Annotated in this window: 18 protein-coding genes and 2 rRNA genes; 11 read left to right on the forward strand and 9 right to left on the reverse strand. The window is 71.8% G+C overall.

What is annotated here, in order from left to right; all coding sequences use genetic code 11:
• The 4 genes from DP939_RS40455 to DP939_RS48310 form a co-directional block, all read left to right on the forward strand.
• Positions 1-355: ribosomal RNA gene (locus DP939_RS40455) — 23S ribosomal RNA — on the forward strand; the annotation flags it as partial.
• A gap of 121 nt (positions 356-476) precedes the next feature.
• Positions 477-593 (forward strand): 5S ribosomal RNA (rrf, locus tag DP939_RS40460).
• A 326-nt stretch (positions 594-919) separates the two neighbouring features.
• The gene (gene alaS, locus DP939_RS40465; protein WP_225878798.1) at positions 920-2989 is read left to right on the forward strand and encodes an alanine--tRNA ligase; all 2070 of its coding nucleotides are present in this window, start codon (positions 920-922) and stop codon (positions 2987-2989) included.
• Positions 2914-3618 (forward strand): DHHA1 domain-containing protein, encoded by a 705-nt coding sequence (locus DP939_RS48310; RefSeq protein WP_225878800.1) that lies wholly within the window; start codon positions 2914-2916, stop codon positions 3616-3618. Before alaS ends, DP939_RS48310 begins: the two co-directional genes overlap by 76 nt.
• 307 nt (positions 3619-3925) lie before the next feature.
• Here the strand turns inward: DP939_RS48310 and DP939_RS40470 are convergent, their stop codons facing one another.
• The 3 genes from DP939_RS40470 to DP939_RS40480 form a co-directional block, all read right to left on the reverse strand.
• Positions 3926-5401, reverse strand: a complete 1476-nt coding sequence (locus DP939_RS40470) for a phosphodiester glycosidase family protein (protein WP_113986147.1) — start codon at positions 5399-5401, stop codon at positions 3926-3928.
• Between the two features lie 143 nt (positions 5402-5544).
• Positions 5545-7155, reverse strand: coding sequence for a PucR family transcriptional regulator (locus DP939_RS40475; protein ID WP_113986148.1), 1611 nt, complete (start codon positions 7153-7155; stop codon positions 5545-5547).
• A 71-nt stretch (positions 7156-7226) separates the two neighbouring features.
• Positions 7227-7967, reverse strand: a complete 741-nt coding sequence (locus DP939_RS40480) for a TetR/AcrR family transcriptional regulator (RefSeq protein WP_113986149.1) — start codon at positions 7965-7967, stop codon at positions 7227-7229.
• Between the two features lie 73 nt (positions 7968-8040).
• Between DP939_RS40480 and DP939_RS40485 the strand changes: the two genes are divergently transcribed.
• Complete coding sequence (locus tag DP939_RS40485; protein ID WP_113986209.1) at positions 8041-9570, forward strand: MFS transporter; 1530 nt, start codon at positions 8041-8043, stop codon at positions 9568-9570.
• Between the two features lie 395 nt (positions 9571-9965).
• A complete protein-coding gene (locus DP939_RS40490) occupies positions 9966-11162 on the forward strand; it encodes an extracellular solute-binding protein (protein WP_147268334.1) in 1197 nt (398 codons plus the stop codon).
• A gap of 6 nt (positions 11163-11168) precedes the next feature.
• On the opposite strand, the gene DP939_RS40495 is transcribed toward DP939_RS40490, so the two are convergent.
• The gene (locus DP939_RS40495) at positions 11169-11453 is read right to left on the reverse strand and encodes a hypothetical protein (RefSeq protein ID WP_225878802.1); all 285 of its coding nucleotides are present in this window, start codon (positions 11451-11453) and stop codon (positions 11169-11171) included.
• 163 nt (positions 11454-11616) lie between these two features.
• Positions 11617-12969, reverse strand: coding sequence for a 4-aminobutyrate--2-oxoglutarate transaminase (gene gabT / locus DP939_RS40500; RefSeq protein WP_113986151.1), 1353 nt, complete (start codon positions 12967-12969; stop codon positions 11617-11619).
• A 117-nt stretch (positions 12970-13086) separates the two neighbouring features.
• On the opposite strand from gabT, the gene DP939_RS40505 reads away from it, so the two are divergent.
• Positions 13087-14547 carry a PucR family transcriptional regulator gene (locus tag DP939_RS40505; RefSeq protein ID WP_113986152.1) on the forward strand — a complete coding sequence of 487 codons (1461 nt, stop codon included), beginning with the start codon at positions 13087-13089 and terminating at the stop codon, positions 14545-14547.
• A 9-nt stretch (positions 14548-14556) separates the two neighbouring features.
• Here the strand turns inward: DP939_RS40505 and DP939_RS40510 are convergent, their stop codons facing one another.
• Complete coding sequence (locus DP939_RS40510) at positions 14557-15186, reverse strand: TetR/AcrR family transcriptional regulator (RefSeq protein WP_113986153.1); 630 nt, start codon at positions 15184-15186, stop codon at positions 14557-14559.
• Positions 15187-15410: 224 nt separating this feature from the next.
• Here DP939_RS40510 and DP939_RS40515 point away from each other — a divergent pair, with 224 nt between their 5' ends.
• A complete protein-coding gene (locus DP939_RS40515) occupies positions 15411-16838 on the forward strand; it encodes an aldehyde dehydrogenase family protein (RefSeq protein WP_113986154.1) in 1428 nt (475 codons plus the stop codon).
• Between the two features lie 16 nt (positions 16839-16854).
• On the opposite strand, the gene DP939_RS40520 is transcribed toward DP939_RS40515, so the two are convergent.
• The 3 genes from DP939_RS40520 to DP939_RS40530 all read right to left on the reverse strand — a co-directional run bounded on the left by DP939_RS40520 (position 16855) and on the right by DP939_RS40530 (position 19892).
• Complete coding sequence (locus DP939_RS40520; protein WP_113986155.1) at positions 16855-17799, reverse strand: trypsin-like serine peptidase; 945 nt, start codon at positions 17797-17799, stop codon at positions 16855-16857.
• Between the two features lie 213 nt (positions 17800-18012).
• Positions 18013-18696, reverse strand: coding sequence for a response regulator (locus DP939_RS40525; RefSeq protein WP_113986211.1), 684 nt, complete (start codon positions 18694-18696; stop codon positions 18013-18015).
• The gene (locus DP939_RS40530) at positions 18693-19892 is read right to left on the reverse strand and encodes a sensor histidine kinase (protein WP_113986156.1); all 1200 of its coding nucleotides are present in this window, start codon (positions 19890-19892) and stop codon (positions 18693-18695) included. The genes DP939_RS40525 and DP939_RS40530 overlap by 4 nt, the downstream gene beginning before the upstream one ends.
• Before the next feature lie 181 nt (positions 19893-20073).
• Here DP939_RS40530 and DP939_RS40535 point away from each other — a divergent pair, with 181 nt between their 5' ends.
• The 3 genes from DP939_RS40535 (at position 20074) to ispG (ending at position 22914) form a co-directional block, all read left to right on the forward strand.
• Entirely contained in the window at positions 20074-20304 is a 231-nt protein-coding gene (locus DP939_RS40535; RefSeq protein ID WP_199565737.1) for a hypothetical protein, read from the forward strand.
• 29 nt (positions 20305-20333) lie between these two features.
• On the forward strand, positions 20334-21515 hold the full coding sequence (gene dxr / locus DP939_RS40540; RefSeq protein WP_113986213.1) for a 1-deoxy-D-xylulose-5-phosphate reductoisomerase: 1182 nt from the start codon (positions 20334-20336) through the stop codon (positions 21513-21515).
• A gap of 229 nt (positions 21516-21744) precedes the next feature.
• Positions 21745-22914 (forward strand): flavodoxin-dependent (E)-4-hydroxy-3-methylbut-2-enyl-diphosphate synthase, encoded by a 1170-nt coding sequence (gene ispG, locus DP939_RS40545; RefSeq protein WP_113986157.1) that lies wholly within the window; start codon positions 21745-21747, stop codon positions 22912-22914.
• Positions 22915-23023: the final 109 nt, after the last annotated feature.

The following is a 23023-nucleotide window of genomic DNA, read 5'->3' on the forward strand; positions in this document are numbered from 1 at the left end:
TGGGCTGTTCGCCCATTAAAGCGGTACGCGAGCTGGGTTTAGAACGTCGCGAGACAGTTCGGTCCCTATCCGCTGCGCGCGTAGGAGACTTGAAGGGGGCTGTCCCTAGTACGAGAGGACCGGGACGGACGAACCTCTGGTGTGCCAGTTGTATCGCCAGGTGCATGGCTGGTTGGCTACGTTCGGGAAGGATAACCGCTGAAGGCATCTAAGCGGGAAGCTTGCCTTGAGATGAGGTCTCCCTCCCACGAAGGTGGGGTAAGGCTCCCGGTGGATGACCGGGTTGATAGGCTGGTGGTGGAAGCGTTGTGAGGCGTGGAGCTGACTGGTACTAATAGGCCGAGGACTTGACCACAACAAACACGTCTGTGCTGTGTGTGGTGCTCGCGTTCACTGTGTGATTCTGAGACTGCAACCAGGCTGCGGTCTGCCTCTTTTGGGGGGTGGGTCTGCGCCGGTTGGTGGTTTCAATGTGTTGCGGTGGTTATGGCGGTGGGGAGACACCCGGTTACATTCCGAACCCGGAAGTTAAGCCTGCCTGCGCTGATGGTACTGCACTGGGGACGGTGTGGGAGAGTAGGTCGCTGCCGCACAAATATTGAATATGGGGAGGCCCTTGTCGCCCGGCACGGAGTTGAGGTTCCGTGCCGGGCGATGAGGGCCTCCCTTTTTTATGCCCTACTACCCTCACCCCCACCACCGTCTACACTGGACCCAACGACCTACGGAAGGACGAGCATGGTGGGGCGGCGAGCTAGTCGCGCCGAGCTGGGACACTCCGAGGACCACGTCCTCGCCTGATCCCCTCGGCCGGCTCGGCGTGTGCTGCCCGCCCATCGATCCTTTCGGACGAACGTCACCGGTCAGGTGGCGAGGAGATTCCGGTGTTCGTCCGGCTCCACCCATGTGAGGCCGTTCCATGCGTTCCCCGCAGATCCGGGACACTTTCCTGGACTACTTCACCGCGCGCGGACATCAGCGTGTGCCCTCCAGCTCGCTGATCCCTTCCGAACCCACCCTGCTCCTCACCAACGCCGGAATGAACCAGTTTCAGCCCTACTACCTCGGTACGGCGCAGCCGGAGTACAGCAGGGCGACGTCGGTGCAGAAGTGCGTGCGTACCAGCGACATCGAGAACGTCGGCCGGACCACCCGCCATGCCACCTTCTTCGAGATGCTGGGCAACTTCGCGTTCGGCGACTACTTCAAGACCGAGGCGATCGACTTCGCCCACGACCTGTTCGTCAACGGCTATGGTCTCGACCCGGCCCGGCTGTGGGTGACCGTGTACCTCGATGACGACGAGGCCGCGCTGCACTGGCGGTCGCGCGGTGTCCCGGCCGAGCGGATTCAGCGGCTCGGCATGAAGGACAACTATTGGTCGATGGGCGTGCCCGGCCCGGCGGGGCCGTCGTCCGAGCTGTGCTACGACCGGGGCCCGGCGTTCGGGCCCGAGGGTGGGCCGGCGGTGAATGACGAGCGGTACATCGAGCTGTGGAACCTCGTCTTCATGCACACCGTGCGCGGTGAGACCCGGGGGACCGGCTCGGTGAAGGAGGGCTACGAGATCGTCGGTGAGCTGCCCCGCAGGAACATCGACACCGGTCTCGGCATGGACCGCCTGGCGATGATCCTCCAGGGCGTGGACACGGTGTGCCAGACCGACCTGCTCGCGCCGACGCTGCGCACGGTTGAGGAGCTGGCGGGCCGTGGCTTCCCCGGCCGGGACGGTTCGCCGCGGGCGCTGTCCTTCCAGGTGGTGGCCGAGCATGCGCGTACGGTCGCGTTCCTGGTGGCGGACGGCGTGCTGCCGGGCAACGAGGGGCGCGGCTACGTGCTGCGCAGGCTGATGCGCCGCGTCGTCCGGCACGCGCGGCTCCTCGGCATCGAGGGGCCTGTGCTGCCCGCGGTGACCGCGAGCGTCGTCGGCAACCTCGGGGAGGTGTGGCCGGAGCTGCCCGCGCAGGCGGAGCTGATCTCCCGGGTGGTGAGCGCGGAGGAGGAGTCGTCCACGCGTACGCTGCGGTCCGGTTCGCGGCTGCTGGACGCGGCGATCGAGCGTGTTCGCGGCTCGTCGGCGTCCGTGCTGCCGGGGGAGACCGCGTTCGAGCTGCACGACACGTTCGGCTTCCCGGTCGAGCTGACCGTGGAGGCGGCGCGGGACGCGGGGCTTTCGGTGGACGAGGACAGGTTCGCCGAACTGCTCACCGAGCAGCGGCGGCGGGCGCAGGCGGGGGACAGGGCCAGGACGGCGGAGGCGCTGCGCCGGACCGACCTCTACCGCGATCTGTCCGCGCGGCACGGCCGTACCGACTTCGTGGGCTACACCGACCTGACCAGCGAGGGCACGGTGGTCGGGCTGATCGCCGGCGGCGCGGTCGTCCCCGGTGCGGGGGAGGGGCAGGAGATGGAGCTGGTCCTGGACCGTTCGCCGTTCTACGCGGAGGCGGGCGGCCAGGTCGGTGACACCGGCACGGTCCGTACGTCGGGCGGCGCGGTGCTCGCGGTCACCGGCACCCGGTACGGACTCGACGGGCTGCACGTGCACACCGCGAAGGTGATCTCGGGCGAGGTTCGCACGGGCGAGGCGGTGGAGGCGTCCGTGGACGGGCCGCGCCGGGCGGCGATCGCGCGTTCCCATTCGGCGACGCAGTGCTGCACGCGATGCTCCGCCGTATTCTGGGCGACCACGCCCGCCAGCACGGCTCGCTGGTGGAGGCGGGGCGGTTGCGCTTCGACTTCGCGCACTTCTCCGCGGTCGGGCCCGAGTTGCTGCACCAGGTGGAGGAACTGGTCAACGAGCGCATCCTGGACGATCCGGAGGTGCGGGTCTGGTACGCGAGCCGGGCTGAGGCAGAGGCGGCGGGCGCGCTCGCGCTGTTCGGCGAGAAGTACGGCGAGACCGTGCGGATCGTGGACATCGGCGACTTCTCCCGCGAGCTCTGCGGCGGCACCCATATCACCCATGGCTCGCTCGCCGGGCCGGTGAAGATCGTCGGGGAGTCGTCGATCGGCGCGAACCTGCGCAGGATCGAGGCGCTGACCGGGTACGACGCGCTGCGCAGGCAGAGCGGCGAGCGTCACCTGCTGACCGAGCTGTCGGCGATCCTGGGCGTGGCCCGGCCGGAGGAGGCGCCCGAGCGGCTGCGGCAGCGGCTGGAGGCGCTGGCGTCCGCGCGCCGCGAACTCGGCCGGTTCCACCGGATCGAGGTCGAGCGTACGGCGGCGCGGCTGGCGGAGCGGGCCGTGCGGGTGGACGGCGACGGCCCCGGCGAAGGGTGGCTGGTCGCGGCCCGCGTGGACGGCGACGTGCCCGCCGACCTGCGGACCCTGGCCGAGGCGGTCCTCGACCGGCGCGAGGGCCGTCCCGCCGTGGTGGTGCTCGCGAGCGGCGACGCGGACCGGGCCCGGCTGGTCGCGGCGGTGAGCGCGGACCTGTACGCGGCGGGCGTACGGGCCCGGGACATTCTGCATGAGGCGGGCAGGACCATCGGCGGCGGCGCGGGAGGCCGCGGCGCGATCGCCAACGCGGGCGGCCCCGACGGCCGGCACCTCGACGGCGCCCTGCGCACCGCGGGTGAGGCCGCGCGCGTCCACCTGCACAAGTCGATCACCTGACGAGCGGCACAAAGGGGAAGGGCGTGAACTCGAGGTTCGGGGCATGCCCTTTTCAGGAGTGGCTGGGGCAGCGGGCAGTGATACGCGCCCACCTGCGTAAGTCGATCATCTGACGGGCGGCACAAAACAAAGGGGAAGGGCATAAACCCGGGTCCGGGGCATGCCCTTTTCGCGAGAGGACGGGTCACTCGATGGCGCCCCGGGCGCCCGCGTGCGCAAGTCGATCATCTGACGGGCGGCACGAAGCGAAAAGGGCATGAACCCGATCCGGGGTTCATGCCCTTTCAAAGGGGCAAAAGGGGCCGGGTCAGCGGGCGGTGATGAAGAGGGCGTCGCCGACGGTGCGCTCGCGGCCGTCGGAGGGGCGGTTGACGACCTTGTGCTTGACGACCATGGCCGTGGAGCCGCCGCCGTCCAGGTTGATGGCCTGCTTGGCGCCGAGCCAGCGCATCAGCTTGGCCGCCTCCACCATCGACGCGCCCACCGCCTCGCCCGGCTTGCGGCCGTCGACGGTGGCCAGGATGAGCCCGCCGGTGCGGCTGATGCCCGCGAGGGTGCGCGGGTGGCGGCGGAGGATCATGTTGACCGACGCGTGGCCGTCCGCCTTGGCGGTGATCTTGACGGTTCCGTTGCGGACCAGGCCGACCGAGCCCCCGAGGATGTGGGTGTCCGGGGTGAGCGGCACGGCCTTGCCGGTGCGCTGGTCGATGACCTTGGTGTTGAGGGTGAGCGTCCAGTCGGTCCAGGCGTGCTGGTTGATCCAGTCGGCGGTGGCGCCGCTGCCGTGCAGTACCCAGGTGCCGCGCGGCACGGTGCCGCCCGCCGCGCGCACCTTGACCACCTTGCCGGTGGCGGCCTCCACGACCGCCTCCGCTCCGCCGTCGGCGGCCGTCTTCTCCCCGAACTCCTCGGTGTAGACGACCAGTTCGTCTGCCGCCGCCGCGCGGTTGATCCCCTGGACGGCGGACCCGCCGCCTTCCCCGCCCGAGACCCCGATCTGGGTCTTCAACTCGGTGATGCGCGCGGTGCCGCCCTTGAGGATCAGCGCGCTGCGCCCGGCCACCGCCTCGCTGAGCAGTCTGCCGCCCACCACGGAGATGCCCATGGGGTCGCCCTGGAGCTGCTTCGGCGTGTGGATGTTGAAGAACCCGCCGTTGACCCCGGCGATCGCGTTCACCTGCTTGGACATCGACGAGGTGGTCTCGCGCTTGGCCACGCTCTTGCCGACGCTCGCCACGTAGGAGCCGCGGAAGCGGCGGCCGTCCACCATCAGCACCTGCATGCTCCACGGGCCGGTGGTCTCGAAGCCGTCGTCGCCCAGGTAGTCGGTCTTGGCGCGGATGTCGTCCTTCTTCAGCTTGGCGACCAGCTTGTCGGCCTTGGCGCGCTCCTTGAGGGTCCAGCGGCCGATCCGGACGGAGAAGTACTCCCGCTCGGGGTCGTCGGCCACGCCGGGGCGTACGAACCGCGTCACGATCGGCGTCTCGCCCGCCGCCTGTACCTCGGCGGCCTTGGCGTCGGCGTCGGCCTGGGAGCCGTGGTCGCGGCCGTTGGGCATCAGGACGGTGACCGTCCAGCCCTCGGTGGCCTTGCCGCTGCCGACCCGGAACAGGTCGATCCCCGGTGCCACGGCGCTGTGCGCGCGGGCCGGTACGCCACGCAGCCCGAGCGGGAACTGGGCCGTGGGGAAGCCCACGGACGCGGGCGCCGCCGATGCGGCCGGTACGGCGGCGACCACGAGAACGGTGGCGGCCGACAGGCCGACGAGGATACGACGCGTCATTATGTTGTCTCCGGCACAGGTTGGGCTGAGGGCGTTGATCGTCGGTCAACCATGGTGCCGATCTTTGACCCGGAACGTCAGCGAAACACGCTAAAAACGCCGAGAAAGGTATGGCAATTCGCCTACATCCACGGGGTTCCGGGTCAGTGCGGCGCCCGCCGGAAGGATTCGAGTGCCAGCAGCGCCACGTGGAGTGACAGGCAGGAGTCCACGTCGTCGAGGTCGGTGTCGAGGATGCGTTCCAGGCGGCGCAGCCGGTCGTAGAAGGCGGGCCGGGAAAGGTGCGCGCGCTGGGCCGCGACCGCCTTGTTGCGGCCCGCGTCGAGGTAGACGCGCAGGATGCGGGTGAGGTCGCCGCCGCGCTGGGCGTCGTGGGCGAGCAGCGCGGCCAGCTCGCGTTCGGCGAAGGTCTGCAGCCGGGCGTCGTCGCGCAGCAGGTGGAGCAGCCCGCGCAGGCGCAGGTCGGTCATGCGGTAGAAGACCCGGCCGTCCGGCCGCCGTACCGCGACGTCGGCCACCTGCTCGGCCTCCAGGAAGCTGCGCCGGACGTCTTTGATCGACTCGACGGTGGAGCCCGCGGCCAGCACGAAGGCGGGGTTGAAGGCGATGCGGAGGCGTTCGGCGAGCGCGGTGAGCGCGGCCTCGGCCACGCCGCGCGGCGGCAGCGGGAGCAGGACCGCGACCCTGTCCTCGTCCAGGGAGCCGACCAGGGCGGGCAGGCGTACGTCGCGGCATGCGCCCGCGGCGGCCTCGGCGAGGTCGCCGAGCTGCGCCTGGCCGTCCAGGGCGGTGCCGCCGGACTCGGTGAGCCGCAGCACCACGCTGACCAGCTTGCGGCCGGTGAGCGGCACGCCCACCGCCCGGGCGCGGGCGGCGGCCTCCTCGGGGTCGGCGTAGGCGTGGGTGAGGATGCCGGTGATGATCGAGCCGTGCGCCTGGCGCTCCAGGCTGCGCTGGTGGCGTTCCAGCAGGCGGCCGAGGGCCAGTGTGGTGGCGGCGCGCTCGGCGAGCACGATGTCGCGCGGGCCCGGCCGCTCGTCGCAGAACAGGATGAGCCGGCCCCAGTCCTGGCCGCGCGCGCCCACCATGGCCACGAGCCAGCCGGAGGTGGCGTCGTAGGCGGTGCGCTCGGCGGGGGCCACGGCCCGCGAGCGGGTCTCCCAGGTCGCGAGCAGCGTGCCGGTGTCGCGACCGGCGCTCTCGCAGGCGAGCACCTGGTGGGCGAGGTTCTCCAGCAGCGCGGGCTTGCCGGAGATCCGCGCGACCTGGCCGAGTACTTCGGCGGGCGACGCGCCCTCCACGGAAAGCTCGGTGAACACCTCGTGCAGGTGCTCTGAGGCGCGCAGCTCCTCCAGTTGGATGTCGATGATGCGGGCGTGCACCGACTCGGTGATCTGCACGAACGGCGTCTCGCGGGCGAGCGTGACCAGCGGTAGGCCCTGCTCTTCGGCGGCGGCGACCACCAGCGCGGGAAGCTCGCCGATGAACCTGCGGCCCAGTTCGACGATCAGCCCGGACGCGCCCACCTCGGCCAGCGCGCCCACGTAGTCGATCAGCTTGCGCGGATCGTCGGGCAGCGCCACCCCGGTGGTGAGGACGAGTTCGCCGCCGCGCAGCAGTTGCGCGATGTCGGTCACCTCGCCCACGTGCACCCAGCGGACCCGGGTGTCCAGCCGATCCGCGCCGGCCACGACTCGGGGGTTGCCGCGGCGCACCGGTTCCAAGGCCAGGATGTCGGCGATGGTAGGGAGCACGCGCCCGACACTATCTGATCAGGCTGTAAATCCGGATCGTAAAAGCCTTACACGGTGGGGGAAATCGCGGGTCAGGTCACGCGGACGGCGATGCCGTCCAGGAGGCAGTTCAGCCCGAACTCGAACCGCGCCTCCACGGCGCGGGCCGTGTCCGGCAGGCGCCGCTGTGCCTCGATGACCGCGCGCAGCCGGGGCAGGTCGGCCGTGCCCGCCCGGAGTGCGGGATCGTGCTGCTCGGTCCACTCCTCGTAGGTGAGGCCGGAGGCGTTGACCGTCTCCCGCCAGGCGGCGTCGGTACCGGAGATGCCGATGACGTAGCCGATCACGGCGGTGACGGTGAAGTCGATGTCGGTGTGGCCGAGGCCGGCGTCGCCGAAGATGGTCGCCATCCGATCGGCCATGCGCAGCGCGTTGGGGCCGATGTTGGGGCGGCCCCCGAGCAGGCGAGCCAGCCAGGGGTGGCGCATCAGAGCGCGGCGCAGGCTGTGTGCGAACACGCTGGTGGCCTCGCGCCAGCCGATCCCGCCGCCTGCCGGGACGGCGATCTCGCCGAACACCTCGTCTATCACGAGGTCGAGCAGGTCGGTCTTGTTGGCCACGTACCAGTAGATGGAGGTCGCGCCCATGCCGAGCTTGGCGCCGAGGCGGCGCATGCTGAGCGCGTCCAGGCCCTCGGTGTCGAGGATCTCGATGGCGGCGCGGACGATCTGGGCCCGGCTCGGCTGGTCGCGTGCCGGCTTGGCGGTGGCGGGCCGTGCCCGCTCGGCCGCCTCGCGCGCCCAGACCGAGATGTACTGCGGTTTCGCTGTCACCGGAGCCCTCCTTCTCCGGCGAACATTCTAAACCCGCTCGCACAGCGTTCGAGAGATATCGTACGCTGTGCGGGTGGAATCGAACACCGTACGAGATGCGCCCGGCGCGGCGCCACAACGCGACCCCCGGCGCTGGTTGATCCTCGGGGTGCTCTGTCTGAGCCTGCTGGTGCTCGTGGTCGACAACACCGTGCTCAACCTCGCGATCCCCGCGCTGATGCGCGACCTCGGGGCGACCAACGGGGACATCCAGTGGATCATCGACGCCTATGTGCTGGTCTTCGCGGGCCTGCTGCTCACCTCGGGCAGTCTGTCCGACCGGTACGGCAGGCGGCGCTTCCTGATCATCGGCCTGGTCGTCTTCGGCGGCGCGTCCATGGTCGCCACGCTCGCCGCCGAGCCGTGGCACCTGATCGCCGCCCGCGCGCTGATGGGCGTCGGAGGCTCCATCCTGATGCCGAGCACCCTGTCGATCCTGATCACCGTCTTCGACGCCGAGGAGCGCCGCAAGGCCATCGCCGCCTGGAGCGCCGTGGCCATGGTCGGCGTCATCGCCGGACCGACCCTGGGCGGTTTCCTGCTGGAGAACTACTGGTGGGGCTCGGTCTTCCTGATCAACATCCCGGTGGCCGTCGTCGCGGTGATCGCCGCGGTGGCGCTGATGCCCGAGACGCGCGGTCCGGCGCGGCCGATCGACCCGCTGGGCGTACTGCTGTCCACCGCCGGGATGACCGCGCTCGTCTACGTCGTGATCTCCGGGCCGCACGCGGGCTGGACGACGCCGGCGTCGCTGGCCGCGATGGCGGTGGCCGTGGTCGCGCTCGGCGGGTTCGTGGTCTGGGAGGCGCGCAGCAGGAACCCGATGCTGCCGCTGGAACTGTTCCGGGACCGGAACTTCAGCGGGTCGTCGTTCTCCATCGTGCTGCTCTCGTTCGGCACCGGGGCGCTGCTGCTGATGATCACCCAGTACCTGCAGTTCGTGCTGGGGTACGGCCCCTTGCAGGCGGGTGTGGCGCTGGTGCCGTACGCGGTGGCGGGCGCGGTCTTCAACGCGGTCGGCGCGGGGCTCGGGCAGCGGGTGAGCAACCGGCTGCTGATCGTCGCGGGCCTGGGCGTGATGGCGGTGGGCTTCGCGGTGCTGTCCTTCACCGGCCCGGTGGACGGCTACGGCACGATGATCACCGCCCTGATCGTGATGGGCCTGGGCTCCGGGCTCGCGGGCCCGGCCGCCTACGCCACGCTCATGGGCGCGGTGCCACCGGAGCGCGCGGGCGTGGGCTCGGCGATGAACGACACCGTGCAGCAGGTGGGCATGGCGCTGAGCGTCGCCATCCTGGGCAGCGTGCTGGCCGGGGTGTACGCGTCCGGCATGCCGGCCGGCGCTCCCGACCTCGCCCGCGAGTCGATCGCAGGGGCGCTCGCGCTGCACGACGCGGGGCTGGCCGGGGCGGCGCGCGAGTCCTTCGTCTCGGCACTGTCGTTCGGGTCATGGGTGGGGGTGGGCTGCTGCGTAGCGGCTGCGGTGCTGGCCCGCCTGGTACTGCGTGCTCCGGCGAGGCCGGCTGCGGCCGGGCCGCCCCGCCAGGATGCCGTGCTGGGCTGATTCCCGAGTTCGGCTTTCGAGGTTGTGGTGGGCTGCTGTGTGGGGGCTGCGGTGCTGGCCTGTCTGGTGCTGTGTGCTCCGGCGAAGTCTGCTGCGGCCGGGCCGTCCCGTCAGGATGCCGGGCTGGGCTGACCTTTGAGCCCGGCTTTCGAGGTCGTCACCGCGGTGCTGGCCTGTCTGGTGCTGCGTGCTCCGGCGAGGTCCGCTGCGGCCGGGCCGCCTCGTCGGGACGCTGTGCTGGGCTGACTGCCGAGCCTGGCCTTCGGCGCGAGCGTTTTTGGCGTGGTGGTCTGACCGTCGCCGCGCGACGGTGCTCATCGGGATCGGCGTGAGGCGCGTCGGGGATGGCCGGTGGGCGGTAGGCTCCCGCACGTAGGCGGTGGAAGGGGCCCCAGGTGAGGCGTGGCAGGCGGATGGCGGCGTTCGTGTGCGCCGGTGGCGCCGCGCTCGCGGCGTGCGGCGGGGCGGGCGTGGCCACCGCCGATTCGTCCCGGGCCGCCACCCGCACCACGCCGTCCCCCAAACCCACTCCCACCCCCACTCCCACGGCGTCGCTGGACGAGGGGGAGGGCCTGCTGACCGTGCTCTCCTACCGTGGCTACACCGAGTGGGGCGGCAACGACCCCAAGGTCAACTGGGTCGCGCCGTTCGAGCGGGAGACCGGTTGCAAGGTGACCACGCTCGACCACGTGCGCAATGCCGAGGAGCTGCACAAGGCGTACGACGCCGCGCCCTACGACGTGGTGGCCGCCGGTCCCGAGGCGGCCGGGCGGTTGATCACCGAGGGCAAGGTGGGGCCGGTGAACACCGCCCTGCTGCCCGACTACGACGACATCCCCAAACGGCTGCGCACGCTGCCCGCCTACAACCGCGGCGGCAAGGTCTACGGCGTCCCGTACCTGTGGGAGACCACCCAGCTCGCCTATGACGCTGAAGGGGAGCGCCCGCGCGGCGCGGACGCGCTGTTCCGCTCCGACGCGGCGGCCATCGAGGACGATCCGCTGAGCATCGCGGTGGCGGCGCTCGCGCTCAGCCGCACCGAGCCCGATCTCGGCGTGAAGGACCCCTTCCAGCTCACGCCCGCGCAACTGGATCGGGCGCTCACCCTGCTCGCCGGACGCAAGGGCGAGGGACGGGTCTACTGGACCGACCCGCTCGACGTGGTGTCCGGTTTCGCCGACGGCTCGACCCCGCTCGCGCAGACCTCTCCATACGTGCTGAACCTGCTGCGCAGGGCCGGGCGGCCCGTACGCGCGGCCTCCGCCGACCCGGGCCCGGGCCGGGCCGACGCCTGGATGCTGGCGGCCGAGCCGCAGCACCCGGGCTGCGCCTACCGGTGGCTGCGGTGGATGAGCACGCCCCGGGCGCAGCGCGACGCCGCCGCCTGGAACGGGCTGGCCCCGGCCAATCCCCGCGCGTGCACGGGCCGGGCCGGGCGGGTGTGCGCGGCGTTCCGCGTGGGCGATGAGAAGTGGCTGGACAAGGTGACCTTCGCCACCCGGCCGTCGGCCGACTGCGGTCACAGCGGGGGCGCGGCGAAGTGCACCGACTACGCCGAATGGCAGAAGCGCTGGCAGGGCCTCGTCGGCTGACGCCGCTCACGACAGCGCGGCCCGGCGTCTGCCGGGCATGGGCGCGGGAAACGGGCAGGGCGTCGCCGCCACGGCGGGCACCAGCGCGTCGGCGCACTCGCCGCAGGCCAGTACGGCCACGCCGTCCGGCAACCGGCCCACCCGCACGCGCGGTCTCGGCCACTTCTTGTGGCAGACCACGCACGCGTCGCCGCACCGCTGCGCGTATGTCAGGCCGTCGGGATCGAACAGCCGTGCCGTCGCGGCAGGACCCCCGTCCATCACGCTCCCCGAGGTGATCGTCAGTGCCATACGGGAACCGTTATAACCCTGTCTCGCTCACTGATCGCCTAATCGGGCGTCAAGGTGCGGTAAATCACCGGCGTCACGCTTGGCGTAGGGCAATAAATTAGGACACCAGACATATAAGCCTGATGTCCTAATTGCCGGGCAAGCCGTGGCGACCCGGAGAAGATCAGAGGTCGCCGAAGATCTTGTCCAGAATGCCGAGCCCCTCGTCCAGCAGGTGGTCCGGCATCACCAGCGGCGGCAGGAAGCGCAGCACGTTGCCGTAGGTGCCGGCGGTCAGCGTGAGCAGCCCCTCGGCGTGGGTGCGCCGCGCCACCTCGCCGGTCGTGACCGGGTCGGGCTCCTTGGTGCCGGGCTTGACCAGCTCGATGGCGACCATCGCGCCCCTGCCCCTGACGTCGCCGATCACCGGGTGGCGTTCGGCCAGCGCGCGCAGCCGGGGCAGCATGATCGACCCGATCCGCCGGGCCCGCTCCACCAGCCCGTCGCTCTCGATCGTCTCCAGCACCCCCAGCGCCGCCTCGCAGGCCAGCGGGTTGCCGCCGTAGGTGCCGCCCAGCCCGCCGGCGTGGACCTTGTCCATCAGCTCGGCCCGGCCGGTCACCGCGGCCAGCGGCAGTCCGCCCGCGATGCCCTTGGCGGTGGTCACGATGTCCGGCACGATGCCCTCGTGCTCGCAGGCGAACAGGTCGCCGGTACGGGCGAAGCCGGTCTGCACCTCATCGGCGATGAACACGATGCCGTTGGCCTTGCAGAACTCGGCCAGCCTGGGCAGGAACCCGGGGGCCGGCTCGATGAACCCGCCCTCGCCCGCGATCGGCTCGATCACCACGGCCGCGACGTTCTCCGCGCCGATCTGCTTGTTGATCGTGTCGATGGCCTGGGCCGCGGCCTCGGCCGCGCAGTTGTCCGGGCCGGTCGGCCAGCGGAACGGGTAGGCCAGCGGCATCCGGTAGACCTCGGGCGCGAAGGGCCCGAACCGGTGCTTGTAAGGCATGTTCTTGGCGGTGAGCGTCATCGTCAGCAGCGTCCGCCCGTGGTAGCCGTGGTCGAAGACGACCACCGCGGGCCGGCCGGTGGCGTGCCTGGCCACCTTGACGGCGTTCTCCACGGCCTCGGCGCCGCTGTTCACCAGGAACGTGCGCTTCTCGTGGTCTCCGGGGGTGATCCGGTTCAGCGCCTCGCACACCTCGACGTACGACTGGTACGGCGTGACCATGAAACACGTGTGCGTGAAGTCGCCGACCTGCTTGCGCACCCGCTCGGCCACCCGCGGATTGGCGTTGCCCACGCTGGTGACCGCGATGCCCGAGCCGAAGTCGATCAGCGAGTTGCCGTCGGCGTCCACGACGACGCCGCCGCCCGCGTGGGTGACGAAGACCGGCAGCGTGGTACCGACGCCCGCGGGCACCGCCGCCTGCTTGCGGGCCAGCAGCTCACGGGACCGGGGGCCGGGGATCTCGGTGACGACGCGGCGCTCCTGGGGAAGCGACGGGCCGCCCTGCGTGATGGTGCTCATACCCGTGACGGTACGTGCGCCCGGGCCGGGTGCCGATGCTGCACTATGGCAGACTGGTAGGGCCTGGGTTATCCAGAAAGTACAACGCGCCCGGGCGCTCAGGGGAGAGATCGACACGTGGCACCGACACTGCGGCGCGTCGTCGCCCACGCCCCGCTGCGGCTGCGCGTCCTCGTCGGCGAGGACCTGCTCGACCGGCCGGTCCGCTGGGTGGCGGTCAGCGAGCTGGAAGACCCGACGCCGTTCCTGGAGGGCGGCGAACTCGTCCTGAGCACCGGGATGCGGATCCGCCCGGAGACCGCCGGGCCCTACGTGACGCGGCTGGTGGAGCGCGGCGTCGCCGGGCTCGGCGTCGGCCTCGGGCTCACCCACGAGACCGTGCCCGCCGCACTCGCCGAGGCCGCAGAACGCGCCGGGCTGCCGCTCATCGAGGTGCCCCGCGAGACCGCGTTCGTGGCCATCGGCAAGGTGGTCAGCGAGTTGCTGGCCGCCGAGCAGTACGAGGAGCTGACCCGGGCGTTCGCCGTGCAGGGGCGGCTGACCCGGGCCGCGCTGCGCCCGGAGGGGACGCACGCGGTGCTGGGCAGGCTCGTCGCCGAGATCGGCGGCTGGGCGGCGCTGCTCGACGACACCGGCGAGGTGATCGCCACGGCCGGGGAGCGGGCGCGGGGGCGTGTCCCCGCGCTGCGGCCCGAGCTTGCGCGGCTGCGCGGCAGGCACGCGAGCCTCACCCTGTCCACGCCGGACGAGCACGTCATCGTCCAGGCCCTCGCCGGGGCGGGCCGGGTCAGGGGCTACTTCGCGGTGGGGGCGGCGACGGGGGAGCGGACGTTCTCCCCGGTCAGGCACACCGTGGTCAACGTCGCGGGCTCGCTGCTGACCCTCGCGCTGGAGCAGGAGGCGCGGCGGCCCGCGGCCGAACGGCGGGTGCGCGCCGCGGTCCTGCGGCTGCTGCTGGCCGGCGAGGTGGACGGCGCCCGCGCCGCCCTGGCCGCGCTGGGCGATCCGCTGCCCGAACCTCCGGTGGTGGCGCTCGCCACCCGCGGCGACCGCGACGGGGTGATCGAGGCGGCCGGAGGGGCGTTCGCCGCCGCGCTCGGCGAGGAGACCATCGTGCTGGCCGCATCCGGGGAAGAGCGGGAGGCGCTGGTGGGCGCGCTGGGGCCGTACGGGCCGGTCGGCGCCGGCGAGCCGGTCGGCATCGACCGCCTGGCGGCCGGTGTGGACCAGGCCCGGCGCGCGCTGGCCGCCGCCCAGCGGGCCGGCGTCCCCGTGATGCACTACGCGGCGCTGCCCGGCCAGGGCCTGCTCGCGGTGCTCGACCCCGGCGCGGCCCAGGCGTTCGCGACCGCGCTGCTGGCCCCGATGCTGGAGTACGGCACGCGCGCCGACCTGCTGGAGTCGCTGCGCGCGTACCTGGAGGCCAACGGTCACTGGGACGCCGCCGCGCAACGCCTCGGCGTGCACCGGCACACGCTGCGCTACCGGATGCGCAAGGTCGCCGAACTGCTCGGCCGCGACATCGACGACCCCGCCACCCGGGCCGAACTGTGGGTCGCCTGCTCCATCATCGGCTGAGCCCCGCGCTCAGTCGGTCTTGCGGACCAGGAAACAGCAGATGGTGGCGCTGGTCACCGCGTCGAAGGTGCGCGAGTCGCGGAAGTGCCCGGCGCGCTCCAGACTGATCGCGCCGTGCGCGGCCGCCCACAGCGCGTCGGCGATCTTGCGCGGCTGGGTCGGGATGATGTACCCGGCCGAGATGCAGTCGGCGATCACCCGGTCGATGATGTTGAGCGCGGCCCTGGCCAGCGTGCGCGCCCGTTCGCTCGGCTCGAAACCCGGGATGGCCTTCTCGAACATCAGGCTGTAGTAGGCGGGCTCGGACAGGCACGCCTCGCGGTAGACCGGGGCCAGCGCGATGAGGTAGTCGTAAGGGTCCTTGCGCGGGGGGACGGCCTCCAGCCTGCGCCGGAATCGCTCGAAGCCCTCCAGGTACAGGGCCTCGGCGAGCCCTTCCTTGCTGCCGAACATCGTGTAGATGACCGTGGTGGAGCAGCCCGCCTCGGTGGCGATGCGCCGCATGGAAAGGCTGTCGGGCCCATGGGTGAGCAGCAGCTCCCCGGCGACATCGAGCAGCCGGGTACGCAGCTCGTCGTGGGAGGTGCGCTCGCCAAGGAGGTAGGCGCCCTGGAGCCCACGAGGCGCCGACGAGGTCATGAGCTTCAGCCCTTTCACTCCGGGGCCCGCACGCGACCCACACATGACTTAACCCCGGCCGCGCAGGTTCAAACCGTCCTGCACGAAGTCATCCGGATTTATGGCCTATTTCGTTACAGGCAAGCGGTCGGCCGATGTGCATTATCCGCCGCGGCGTGGAAAAGCGCACCGATTGTGCGTACTGGAGTAAAGCTCTGGGCGGTGGGGTGGCATAGCGTTCAGGTATGGACGTGCGCCCCTTCTGGCTCGCCGGCCGCGCCGCCACCGGCGAAGCCGAGCTGACCGTGACGAACCCCCACGACGGCAAGGTCGTGGCGATCTGTTCCGTGCCGACGGAGGAGCAGGTCGAACAGGCCGTCGCCGCCGCCGAGGCGGTACGCGCGCAGGCCGCGGCGCTGCCCGTGCACGTACGCGCCGACGCGCTCGCCCACGTCTCGCGGCGGCTCGCCGAGCGCGCCGACGAGCTGGCCACGCTGATCAGCAGGGAGAACGGCAAGCCCATGATGTGGGCCCGGGGCGAGGTCGCCCGCGCCGTGTCCACCTTCAGGTTCGCCGCGGAGGAGACCCGCAGGTTCAGTGGCGATGTCCAGCGGCTGGACACCGACGCGGGCGGCGCGGGCCGGCTGGCGTACGTCACCCGGGTGCCGCGCGGGCCCGTGCTCGCCATCACGCCGTTCAACTTCCCGCTCAACCTGGTCGCGCACAAGGTCGCCCCGGCCATCGCGGTCGGCGCGCCGGTCGTGGTCAAGCCCGCGCCCGCCACCCCCGTCTCCTCGCTGGTGCTCGGCGACATCCTGGCCGAGACCGGGCTGCCAGAAGGCATGTTCTCGGTGCTGCCGGTGCCCAACGAGCGGGCCGCCGGGCTGGTGGACGACCCGCGCCTGCCGGTCGTGTCCTTCACCGGCTCCGGGCCGGTCGGCTACGCGCTGCTGGACCGGGTGCCGCGCAAGCACGTCACCCTCGAACTGGGCGGCAACGCGGCGGCCGTCGTGCTCGCCGACGCCGACCTGGACTGGGCCGCCTCCCGGATCGCGGTGTTCGGCAACTACCAGGCCGGGCAGAGCTGCATCGCGGTGCAGCGGGTGATCGTGGAGGACGCCGCCTACGACCGGTTCGTGGAGCGGCTGCTGCCCGCCGTCCAGGCGCTCGTCACCGGCGACCCGGGCGATGAGAAGACGCAGGTCGGGCCGCTGGTCTCGGAGGCCGCCGCGGAGCGCGTGGAGCAGTGGATCGCCGAGGCCGTGGCCGCGGGCGGGCAGGTGCTGGCCGGTGGCACCCGCGAGGGCGCCACCATCGCCCCCACCGTGCTGACCGACGTGCCCGCCGACGCCAAGGTCAACCGCGAGGAGGTCTTCGGGCCGGTCATGGTGCTCTCCCGGGTGGCCGGCGTGGACGAGGCGTTCGCCGCGGTCAACGACTCGGCGTACGGCCTGCAGGCGGGGGTCTTCACCCGGTCGCTGGACATCGCCTTCCGGGCCAACCGGGAGCTGGAGGTCGGCGGCGTGATCGTCGGCGACGTGCCGTCCTACCGGGCCGACCAGATGCCCTACGGCGGGGTCAAGCAGTCGGGGATCGGGCGCGAGGGGCTGCGTTCGGCCATGGAGGACCTGACCTACGAGAAGACCATGGTGCTGACCGGCCTGACCCTGTGACGGCGGGGGCTTCGCCTCAGGCGCGTTGCGCCCTCGCGTAGAGGTCCTTGGCGGCGGCGCCGAGGTAGGGGCCGTACATCACGGTCTCGTCGTCGGTGTACTTGAAGCTGCTCACCGAGGTCAGCGTGCCGCGCCCGGTGCGCGCGTCGAAACCGGCGAGCCACGGGCCGCCGCTGGCCCCGGCCGTCATGTCGCACGGCAGGCCCTGGTCGTGGGTCTGGCCGTGCGGGTCGGGCCGGGGCCGCCCGGCGCAGTAGACCAGCCGCCGCCCGTCGTACGGCGGGTCGGCGGGGAAGCCGAAGATGTGCGCGGCGCCGCCGCGCCGGACGTTGAAGGCGATCTCCTGGACGCCCGTGACGTCGGCGACGTGCCTGCCCCTGCGGGGGTTGAGCGCGACCATGCCGACGTCGTGGCTGTCGTCGCCGCGCTGGGACCACTGGCGCGGCACGAACATCCGGCGGGCGGTGAACGATCCGTACGGCCCGCCGCCGTCGCGGTAGCCGGGCACGAAGATCCAGTTGTCCGCCCACTCGCCCGTGCCGTCCTTGAGGCAGTGGCCCGCGGTCACCACGAGATCGCGGCTGGCGCTGCGCACGGTGCTGGCCGAGCAGACGAAGTCGCCGCCCGCCATCGTCAGGAAGACCCTGCCGGTCGTGCGGCCCACCGACCCCGCCGCACCCCTGCCGGTCCACACCGCCCCGGCGGTGCTCTTCCCGGCCGGGGCGCGCAGGGCGGGGAGCGATGCCGCGAGCGGCGCGGCGGGCAGGGCCGCGGCCATGCGCCGGGGCGTCCAGTAACGCAGCACCCTGCGGCGCTCGGCCGCGCCCGGGGCGGCCTGGTGCTCCGCCGTACCGGTCGCGACGGCGGGCCGGGCGGGGGCGGACGGGGGAGCCGTGAGGACGGCCGGGCCGGTGGTCGTCAGCAGGGTGGCGGCGGCGAGAAGGGGGAGACTCGGGGCCATGAACCCGAGTATGGAATACGTATCGTGTTTTCGCCACTACTTTCGGTGAATCGTGCGTGGCTTATTCGGCGCTCGATCCTCGGTGAAATTGCCTAGGGCGGATAAATCGGCGCTCGGGGCGCGTCACTTCATTTCTCGGCAGATGAAGCTCTGTATTCAGTTAATGCGGATATATCGCTTTAAGTGGATGCGGTGTGTCAAATGCCACCGCGCCTAGGTCTGCTCGTCGAGCAGCCCGGCGTCGTGGGCCAGCAGGGCGATCTGGACCCGGTTGTTGAGGTCCAGCTTGGCCAGGATGCTGGACACGTGCGTCTTGATGGTCGGGACGCTCAGGTACAGCGTGGCGGCGATGTCGGCGTTGGACCGGCCCTGGCCGACGGCCACGGCGACCTCGCGTTCGCGGGCGTTCAGCCGCGCGAGGCGTTCGCGGGCAAGGTCGCGGCGGCGGTCCTGCCCCGACTCGGCCACCCGGGCGATCAACCGGCGGGTGACCCCGGGCGAGAGCACCGGATACCCCCTGGCGACCTGGCGGACCGCGGTGACGATCTCGCCCGGCGGCGTGTCCTTGAGCAGGAAGCCCGCCGCTCCCGCCCGCAGCGCCCGAAGGACGTGCTCGTCGGCGTCGAACGTGGTCAGCACGATGACCTCCGGCGCCCCTGCGCGCGCCCGCAGCGTCTCGGTGGCGGTCAGGCCGTCCATGCCCGGCATCCGGATGTCCATCAGGACCACGTCGGGCCCGTGCCGGGCGGCCATGGCCACGGCCTCGCCGCCGTCGCCCGCCTCGGCGACCACGCGGACGTCGGGCGCCCCGCCCAGCATCATCGTCAGCCCGGCCCGTACCAGCGGGTCGTCGTCCACGATGAGCACGCTCACTGTGCCCGGCTCCGGTGTCGTCATGGCGGCCACGGTAGCCAGGCCGTCAGCAGCCAGCCGCCCTCGGGGGTCGGGCCGCGCGAAAGCCGCCCACCGGCCAGCGCGACCCGCTCGGCCAGCCCCGCGAGGCCCTGACCCGCGGAAGGCGGCACGCTGGTCCCCGCCGCGGGGTCCGGCGGCGTGTTGCGCACCTCGACGGTCAGGCCCTCCCCGGGCCCGCCCGTCACGGCGACCTCCACGGCCGCCCCGGGCGCGTGCTTGCGCGCGTTCGTCAGCGCCTCCTGGACGATCCGGTAGGTCGTACGACCGGCCGCGTCGGAGACCGGCCCCGGCGGCTCGCGGCGCAGTTCCACGGCCATGCCCGCGCGCCGGGACTCGGCCACCAGCGCCGGGAGGTCGGCCAGGGTCGGCTGCGGCAGCTCGCCCACGGGCGCGCGCAGCACCCCGATCACCTCGCGAAGGTCCTGGAGCGCCCGGTGGGCGCTCTCCCTGATCACCGTGGCCGCGCGGGCGACGTCCTCGGCGGAGGCGTCCGGGCGGTACTCCAGCGCGCCCGCGTGCACGCTGAGCAGGGACAGCCGGTGGCCGAGCACGTCGTGGATCTCCCTGGCGATCTCCTCGCGGGCGTGGTGGCGGGCCTGCTCGGCGCGCAGCCGGGCCTCGGTCTCCGCCCGCTCCGCGCGGTCCTGCAGCGACCACAGCAGCCTGCGGCGGTGGTGGACGTACAGCCCCCAGCCCACCGCCGCCCCCTGTACGGCCAGTCCGAACAGCATGGTCACGAAGGCGGGCAGGTCGGGCTCCGGGCGCAGCACGACGTAGATGACGGTCGCCCCGAGGCTGAGCGGGAAGATCCGCCAGGTCACCGGCGGCGGCCGGTGCACCGCGACCGTGAACATCGACACCAGCAGCGCGCCCGCGACCAGCTCGGAGAACGTGGACAGCAGGATCAGCGCCACGGCCAGCTGGACCGGGAAGCGGCGGCGCAGCCACAGCGCGGCGCACCCCAGTACGCCCACCAGCTGGTCGAGGGCGAACAGCCACTCCGGGTGCTCGGGAACGGTCGCCGCCTCCACCCGCAGGACGACCTCCAGCAGGCCGAACAGCACCGCGAACAGGAACAGCGCCAGGTCCACGGCCCACTCGCGCAGGCCGCGCCTGCGGCGGGCGGCGGGCGTGCCGGGAGGGGGAGGGCCGAGGCCACTGGTCGCGGAGGCGTTCATCCTGATCGGAGCCTATGCGCAGGCCGGGCGGGGGTGTCCGGGGCGGCCGGGGTTCGGTACCGAAGTCGGCGGGTCCGGTACTTTGGTCGTACGCCCTCCCGGCGGGCGGCTCCGAGGGTCACCGGCCCGCGCGCCCGACGGCCGATCCGCGCGCCCCGGCCGCGTCCCTAGCGTGTCCGGTATGCGAAAAGCCTTCCAGGTCGTAGGGGTGGTGCTGACCCTGCAGGGGATCAGCGGGGCCATCGACCACCTGGCCGTGCAGCCGATCATGGGAATCTTCCTCAACGTCTTCAACCGCCTGGTCATCCCGCGGCTGGAGTTCCTGACCGGCTACGAGTTGTACGCGAACCTCACGCTCGCCCTGTTCGGCATCGCCGTATTCGTAGCGGCCACAAGGGTCGACTCGTCGTGACGGCCCGCCCGGGCAGGGACAATGGGGTGGTGCAGTCAGATATCACGCGCTCTGTCTCCGTGCTGGGATCGACCGGGTCGATCGGCACCCAGGCCCTCGATGTGATCGGCCGCAATCCGGGGAGGTTCACGGTCGCCGGGCTGGCCGCAGGCGGCGGCAGGGTCGGCCTGCTGGCCGAGCAGGCGGCGCGGACGGGGGCGGCGGTGGTGGCCGTCGCCGACGAGGGGGCGGTGCCCGAGCTGCGCGAGGCGCTGGCCGCCCACGGCGTGTCGCCCACCGTCCTGGCCGGTGAGGAGGGCGTGGCCGAGGTCGCCGCCCGGCCGTGCGACGTGGTGCTCAACGGCATCACCGGGGCGCTCGGGCTCACCTCGACTCTGGCCGCGCTGGAGGCCGGGCGGGTGCTGGCGCTGGCCAACAAGGAGTCGCTGATCATGGGCGGCGCCCTGGTCAAGCGGCTGGCCAAGCCGGGCGCGCTGATCCCGGTCGATTCGGAGCACTCGGCGCTGGCGCAGTGCCTGTGGGCGGCGACGCCGAGCGGTGAGGACGCCCGGGCCGTACGCCGGCTGATCGTCACCGCCAGCGGCGGGCCGTTCCGCGGGCGCAGGCGCGCGGAGCTGGGCGATGTCACCCCGGAGCAGGCGCTGGCCCACCCAACCTGGTCGATGGGCCCGGTCGTCACGATCAACTCGGCCACGCTGGTCAACAAGGGCCTTGAGGTCATCGAGGCCGACCTGCTGTTCGATGTCGGCTTCGACCGGATCACGGTCGTCGTCCATCCGCAGTCGGTGATCCACTCGATGGTGGAGTTCGTGGACGGCGCGGTGATCGCCCAGGCCAGCCCACCCGACATGCGGCTGCCGATCGCGCTGGCGCTCGGCTGGCCCGAGCGGGTGCCCGACGCCGCGCCCACGGTGGCCTGGGACGTCGCCCAGTCCTGGACGTTCGAGCCGCTGGACGAGGAGGCGTTCCCCTCGGTGGCGCTGGCCCGGCACGTCGGCACCCAGGGCGGCACCGCCCCGGCCGTTTACAACGCGGCCAACGAAGTGTGTGTGGAGGCGTTCGTACAGCGGCGCCTGCCGTTCCTCGGCATCGTGGACACCGTGGCCAAGGTGGTCTCCGAGCATGGTGTGACCCAGGCGGGCACGGTCGAGGAGGTGCTCGCGGCCGACGCGTGGGCCCGCGCGCGGGCCGGTGAGCTGGCCGGTCGCTGAGTGAAAGCCGACGATGATCGAGCGCGATCGAGCGGATTGAAGTGACGTATCACATCATGTGTTAGTAAATCGGACAGCCCGATATGGCGATTAGGGGATGAACGGCTATCTACGTCACAGTGACGGTTGTTACCTTCGCGGGCCGTGCGTTCGCCGGACTACCTAGACTGTTGGCGTACGAATGCGGCTGCCAGGGCCCGTTGCGACACTAACCAGTCAAGGTGCTGAGATGTCTATTGATCTTGGGATCCCCTCCGTGCGCACCCGGCCCCTCGCCGAGCGCAGGAAATCACGGCAGATCATGGTCGGATCGGTCCCGGTGGGCGGCGACGCCCCCGTTTCGGTCCAGTCCATGACGACGACCGTGACCGCCGACGTCAACGCGACCTTGCAGCAGATCGCGGAGCTGACCGCGTCCGGGTGCCAGATCGTGCGGGTGGCCGTGCCCTCCCAGGACGACGCGGACGCGCTGCCGATCATCGCCAGGAAGTCGCAGATCCCGGTGATCGCCGACATCCACTTCCAGCCGAAGTACGTCTTCGCCGCGATCGAGGCGGGCTGCGCCGCCGTACGCGTCAACCCGGGCAACATCAAGAAGTTCGACGACAAGGTCGGCGAGATCGCCAGGGCCGCCGCCGACCACGGCGTGCCGATCCGGATCGGCGTCAACGCCGGGTCCCTGGACCCGCGCCTGCTGCAGAAGTACGGCAAGGCCACCCCCGAGGCGCTGGTGGAGTCCGCGCTGTGGGAGTGCTCGCTGTTCGAGGAGCACGGCTTCCGGGACATCAAGATCTCCGTCAAGCACCACGACCCCGTCGTGATGATCCAGGCGTACCGGCAGCTCGCCGAGAAGTGCGACTACCCGCTGCACCTCGGCGTCACCGAGGCGGGCCCGGCCTTCCAGGGCACGATCAAGTCGGCGGTCGCCTTCGGCGCGCTGCTCGCCGAGGGCATCGGCGACACCATCCGGGTGTCGCTGTCGGCCCCGCCGGTGGAGGAGGTCAAGGTCGGCATCGGCATCCTGGAGTCGCTCAACCTCCGCGAGCGCGGCCTGGAGATCGTCTCCTGCCCCTCCTGCGGACGCGCCCAGGTCGATGTCTACACCCTGGCCGACCAGGTGCACGCCGGGCTCGACGGGCTCAAGGTCCCGCTCAGGGTCGCCGTGATGGGCTGCGTCGTCAACGGCCCGGGGGAGGCGCGCGAGGCCGACCTCGGGGTGGCCTCCGGCAACGGCAAGGGCCAGATCTTCGTCAAGGGCGAGGTCATCAAGACCGTGCCGGAGTCGCAGATCGTGGAGACCCTGATCGAGGAGGCCCTGCGGCTCGCCGAGGAGATGGGCGTCGACGTCGATCTCGACGACGACGGGACCGCGACCGGGCCGGAGGTCGTCGTCGGCTGACCGCCCGCGGGCCCGCCGCCGCGCGCCGCGCAATGGATCGATCACAGGTTGGCAATCATTGGCCATGACCCTATGTGAGCGAGCGGTGACTTAGGGGAACATCACCTCT

This window comes from Spongiactinospora rosea (assembly GCF_003315795.1).
Classification (GTDB): Bacteria; Actinomycetota; Actinomycetes; order Streptosporangiales; family Streptosporangiaceae; genus Spongiactinospora; species Spongiactinospora rosea.